This window comes from Zoogloea ramigera (assembly GCF_006539865.1).
GTDB classification, from domain to species: Bacteria; Pseudomonadota; Gammaproteobacteria; order Burkholderiales; family Rhodocyclaceae; genus Zoogloea; species Zoogloea ramigera.
In genome coordinates, this window is the sequence record NZ_BJNV01000084.1 from 1 (window position 1) to 4,560 (window position 4,560).

Genomic DNA, 4,560 nt, shown 5'->3' on the forward strand with positions numbered 1-4,560 from the left:
TGCTGAAACGCTCAACCGCCCTCAACTTGTTGGGGGAGGAGGCAAGACGCACAGCGCGGTGCCCCCCTGCCAAGGGGGGACAGGGGGGTCGGGTGGGGTGCGATTGCTGCAGCACACGCTGGACGCACGCAAACCCCTCCCCGGCCCTCCCCTGGTCAGGGGAGGGAGAGGGGGTGGATTGGGATAGCGGCGGCAAACCCCTCCCCGGCCCTCCCCTTGTCAGGGGAGGGAGGAGCGGCGGGGTTTGCGGGCGGGGGGCGGTCATGCGCTTACGGTTGGCGGCCGCCGAAGAGCGGGTAGCGGGTGCCGCTAACCTGGAACAGCGTCTGCGCGGTGGGTAGGACGTTGCTGATCACGCGGTTCCAGCGCACCACGTCGGCGGCGTCGACGTAAACGATGTCGCGCGGCTTGAGGGTGAAGCGGTCGGCCAGCAGCATGGCGTCGGGGGAGCTGCCATCCAGGTGGAAGAGCTCGGGCACGTCGCTATCCCCGCGCATCACGTAAATCCACTTGGGGTTGGAGCGGTCCTGGGCGATGTAGCCGGTGTCGGCCAGGGCTTCGGCCAGGGTGGAGCGCTTCTTGGTCATGACCAGCGAGCCGGGCTTTTGCACTTCGCCCAGCACAAAGATCTTGTTGAAGCTGCGGTCTTGCACATTGAGGATGTCGCCGGGTTCGAGCAGGGCGTTTTGCTCGGTGGCACCGGCTTCGTACATGGCCTGGATGTCGACGCGGTAGGTGGTGCCCTTGCGGGTGAGCAGCACGCGGCTGTGGTCGGCCTCGGGGCCGAAGCCGCCGGCGCGGTTAACCGCCTCGAGCACGGTCATGGGGATGTCCGTGACTTCCTGCAGGCCGGGCTTGTTCACCTCGCCCACCACGTACACGCGCTTGCTGCGGAAGGCGGCCATGCGCACGTCCAGCTGCACCTTCTCGATGTACTTGGAGAGGGACTTGGTGAGGATGTCGCGCACCTGGCGGGTGGTCTTGCCAGCGACGCTGAGGGTGCCCACGTAGGGGTAGTAGATGGTGCCGTCTTCGTTCACCACGGTGCCGGCCTGGTCGGCGGAGCGGTATTGGCCGGCCGGGGTGGTGAGCTCGGGGTGGTCCCAGACGATGATGGTGAGCACGTCGCCGGGGCCGATCTTGTAGTCGGGGGCGGCCTGCACGGTGTTGGCCTTGCCGTTGGTGGCGCGCAGGTTGGCGTCGGTGGCGGTGGGCTTTTGCGGGGCGGCGGCCTTGAGCTGCTCGATGATGAGCTCGGCGGTGATCGGCTTGATGGCGACGTTGGCGGGCACCGGCTCGGCGGCGTCGCCGGCCTTGACGGGCAGCTTGACGGCAGATTGCTCGTCGCGCAGCGAGTAGGCGCGGTCGCCCGGCACGATGCTGGCGCAGGCACCCAGGGCGGCACACAGGCCGATGAGGATGCCCTGGCGGAAGACAGCATTGCGGCCGGCAGCCCGGGGGGCGAGCGCGGTGGGTTTGACACTGGGGGCAGTTGCGGCCCCGTGGAGTTCTAGCTTCATGGTTTCCCTGCTTCTGGAAAGTAGGCGACAGCTCAGAATTTTAATTGACATCGCATTACAACCAAGGGCGTAGGACACAATCCCGTGACTGTTGTGGGGAGATGCAGTGGAAATTTTTGCCAAGCGGGGCAAAACCCGGTGGGTTTGCGGGGGGCGGTTGGGGGTATTCACGCTCGGCGCCCGCCAAACCCCTCCCCGGCCCTCCCCTTGTCAGGGGAGGGAGAGACGCTCGGCGATCGAGGCTCCCCCCTGCAACGGGTGTCAGGGGAGGGAGAGACGCTCGGCGATTGGGGTTCCCCACGATCACAGCTTCTTTGCCCACGCTTCGACGCCTTCGTCGATGAGCTTGACGGCGTGGGTCCACACGTCGCGGGAGCGTTTGTAGGGGTCGGGGATTTCTTTTTTCTGCCAGTGGCCGAGCAGGAAGGTCTTGCCGCGCACGGCGGGGTCGATGTCGCCGAGGGCTTCGCGGTGGTGGGATTCCATCACCAGCACCAGCTCGGCCCAGCGGCACAGCGCAACGGTGGCTTGCTGGGCGCGGTGGGGGCCGAGGTCGATGCCGCGCTCGGCCATGATGGCGATGGCGTTTTCGTCGGCGGGGTGGTCAACCAGCGCGCCAACGCCAGCCGAGCGAACCTCGGGCTTGCGGCCGGCCTTGACGAGGGTGTCGCGGAGCAGGAACTCGCCGATGGGGCTGCGGCAGATGTTGCCGGTACAGACAACCAGGATGCGTTCGTACAAAGGATTAAACCCTGAAATGTTTTGGGGGCCCGCCTGGTGGAAGGCCTTGTTGTAAGTGCCCTGCCCGCACATGCAGGCCGGGTTGATGGGGTGTCGGCACCCGCCAGCGCCCCGCGCATTGCCGGGGGGCCGCCGGAGCCGGGGCCCGCCCGGGCCCGGCTTACAGCCGGGCGACGCTTTCGTTCATGACGCTGGACATGGTGGGCTTCTTGGCGATGACGCTGGGTTCGCCGGCGGCGCTTTCCATGCGGTAGATCAGGGTGCCACGGCGGGGGGAGCGGCGCTCGCCCTGGCGGCGCTCGATGGGCTTCTGTTTGCCCGCGTGGCGGCGATCGTGACTGGGCTTGCGGTCGACAAACTGGCGGACCTTTACGCTGCGCTGCCCGCGGATCTCGCGGCGCAGCGAGGTGATGATGCGGCTCACCTGGGCGTGGCTGAGATCCTGGTCGTCACACAGCAGCTCGATGACGCCATAGCTTTCGCCGGGGGCGGCAGAGTCGGGCCGGTAAACACTGAAGCGGAAGTCGGCGTAGGGGCAGATGTTGCGGTTGAGCACTTCGGAGACACCGGCGAACTCGTCGGCAGTAAGGCCAGACAGATGCACGCCCACGGCGTGGGCCGAGGTGAAGCCGAGCAGGCGGTTAACCCGGCGCAGCAGCGGCACCAGGCGCCAGGGGCGCAGCAGGATATAGAAGCACAGGGCGAAGGCGCCGATGAAGGCGAAGAGCATGGTGAGCTCGTCGGCGCCGGCATACATGCCGCCCAGGCCGATCGCACCAAAACACAGCTGCACAAAGGCGAGCACCAGCACCGTGTCCTGCACCCGGAAGCCGGCGCGCAGGAAGAGGTGGTGCAGGTGGTTGCGGTCGGCGTGGAAGGGCGAGCGGCCCATCCAGATGCGGCGCAGCATGACGCACAGGGTGTCGATGAGCGGGACGGCAAACAGCCACAGGGTGGTGATGGGGGTGATGGCACGGGGCGTGACGTCACCGGCCTGGGAGAAATCGGTGAGCAGCCAGGCAAAGATGAAGCCGAGCTGCATGCTGCCGTTGTCGCCCAGGAAGCAGCGGGCGCGGCGGCGGTTGAGGTAGCGCAGGTTGTGATACAAAAACCCGGCCACGCCGCCGGCAATAACGAGGATCAGCGAGAAGTGGGCGGTGTCGCCGGCCATGAACACGGCAAAGGCGATGAGCAGCAGGCTGACGATGGAGATGGAACCCGACAGGCCGTCGATGCCGTCGATCATGTTGAGGGCGTTGATGGCGCCCATGGTGGCGATGAGGGTGAGCGGCACGCCGATGACGCCGAGGGAGACGACCTCGGTGGAGGACGCGAGGTAGCCGAGATCGTGGAGGGCGACGCCGCCCCAGTAAACCATGGCCAGGCCGACAGCAGCCTGGATGACCAGGCGGATCTTGAAGCTGATGTTGAGGATGTCGTCGGAGAAACCGGTGACCCACATGGTGAGGATGCCGAGGACGAAGGCGTAGAGGCGCGCGTCGAAGAGGTTGTAGAAGTGCTCGACCAGCGCCGCGCCACACAGGGTTGCCGCCAACACGCCAACACCCCCGACAAAGGGCGTTACGGTGTCGTGGGCCTTGTGGCCCCCCGGCTTGTCGACCACACCAAAGCGGTGCGCAGCGATGATGGCGTAACGCACGGCCACCGCAGAGACGACAAAACCCAACAAGAAAAGCGCGAAAGCGAACATTTACCTTTTACCCCCACCTCAGAACGCCAGCGCACAGACGCCGGGTTCGATCCGGAGAACTTTGCGTGAAGACGGCCAGCACACACCTGCCCGCCCCACAGCGATCGACAAAGAACCCCAGCGAGGCCAGACATGAACAGCCCGAACTGGGTTCGACACCTTAACAAGCGTATCTTACAAAAGTTTGCTTCGAATCCGGGCGGCACAATAGCACATGCGTTGCGAATTTCATCTCATGACAAACAGGAAAAACGCACCTCACCCGTGTCAACACGCAAGACACAATCAAAATTTCGCCTGACGGGACGCCAGGCAGACATTTATCACGCGGCACTGCAGCATGAAATTCCTAGCAAATTTCAGGCCAAAGATAAAACCCATGCAAATCATTATGCTAGGGTTTTCGTTATCAGAAATTCACAAAAAGTGTAAAGTTTTCCGACACTCTACCCCAAGAGAGGTAATTGTGCAGCACGGAAGCATGAACGCCGAAAGCATGGCCTGCCCGCTGTAGGTGCGACTTCAGTCGCACGGGGAGCCCTGCAGGTCGGGTCAGCATAGCGCGACCCAACATCGCCGCGTGGCGCT

The 4,560-nt window shown here is 64.8% G+C and carries 4 protein-coding genes; 1 reads left to right on the forward strand and 3 read right to left on the reverse strand.

All coding sequences use genetic code 11. The features are described 5' to 3' along the window. Nucleotides 1-269: 269 nt before the first annotated feature. From ZRA01_RS17715 to ZRA01_RS17725, 3 genes are all read right to left on the reverse strand, one after another. The gene (locus tag ZRA01_RS17715; protein ID WP_141354688.1) at nt 270-1,520 is read right to left on the reverse strand and encodes a polysaccharide export protein; all 1,251 of its coding nucleotides are present in this window, start codon (nt 1,518-1,520) and stop codon (nt 270-272) included. A 303-nt stretch (nt 1,521-1,823) separates the two neighbouring features. After that, nucleotides 1,824-2,261, reverse strand: coding sequence for a low molecular weight protein-tyrosine-phosphatase (locus ZRA01_RS17720; RefSeq protein ID WP_141354690.1), 438 nt, complete (start codon nt 2,259-2,261; stop codon nt 1,824-1,826). Nucleotides 2,262-2,421: 160 nt separating this feature from the next. Further along, entirely contained in the window at nt 2,422-3,972 is a 1,551-nt protein-coding gene (locus ZRA01_RS17725; protein WP_141354692.1) for an undecaprenyl/decaprenyl-phosphate alpha-N-acetylglucosaminyl 1-phosphate transferase, read from the reverse strand. A gap of 132 nt (nt 3,973-4,104) precedes the next feature. Here ZRA01_RS17725 and ZRA01_RS17730 point away from each other — a divergent pair, with 132 nt between their 5' ends. Further along, nucleotides 4,105-4,404 (forward strand): hypothetical protein, encoded by a 300-nt coding sequence (locus tag ZRA01_RS17730; RefSeq protein WP_141354694.1) that lies wholly within the window; start codon nt 4,105-4,107, stop codon nt 4,402-4,404. Nucleotides 4,405-4,560 lie beyond the last annotated feature (156 nt).

Excerpts from the sequence above, each read along its gene's own strand:
- ZRA01_RS17715 (WP_141354688.1), bottom strand. The coding sequence starts at position 1,520 with ATGAAGCTAGAACTCCACGGGGCCGCAACTGCCCCCAGTGTCAAACCC.
- ZRA01_RS17725 (WP_141354692.1), bottom strand. The coding sequence starts at position 3,972 with ATGTTCGCTTTCGCGCTTTTCTTGTTGGGTTTTGTCGTCTCTGCGGTG.
- ZRA01_RS17730 (WP_141354694.1), top strand. The coding sequence starts at position 4,105 with ATGAACAGCCCGAACTGGGTTCGACACCTTAACAAGCGTATCTTACAA.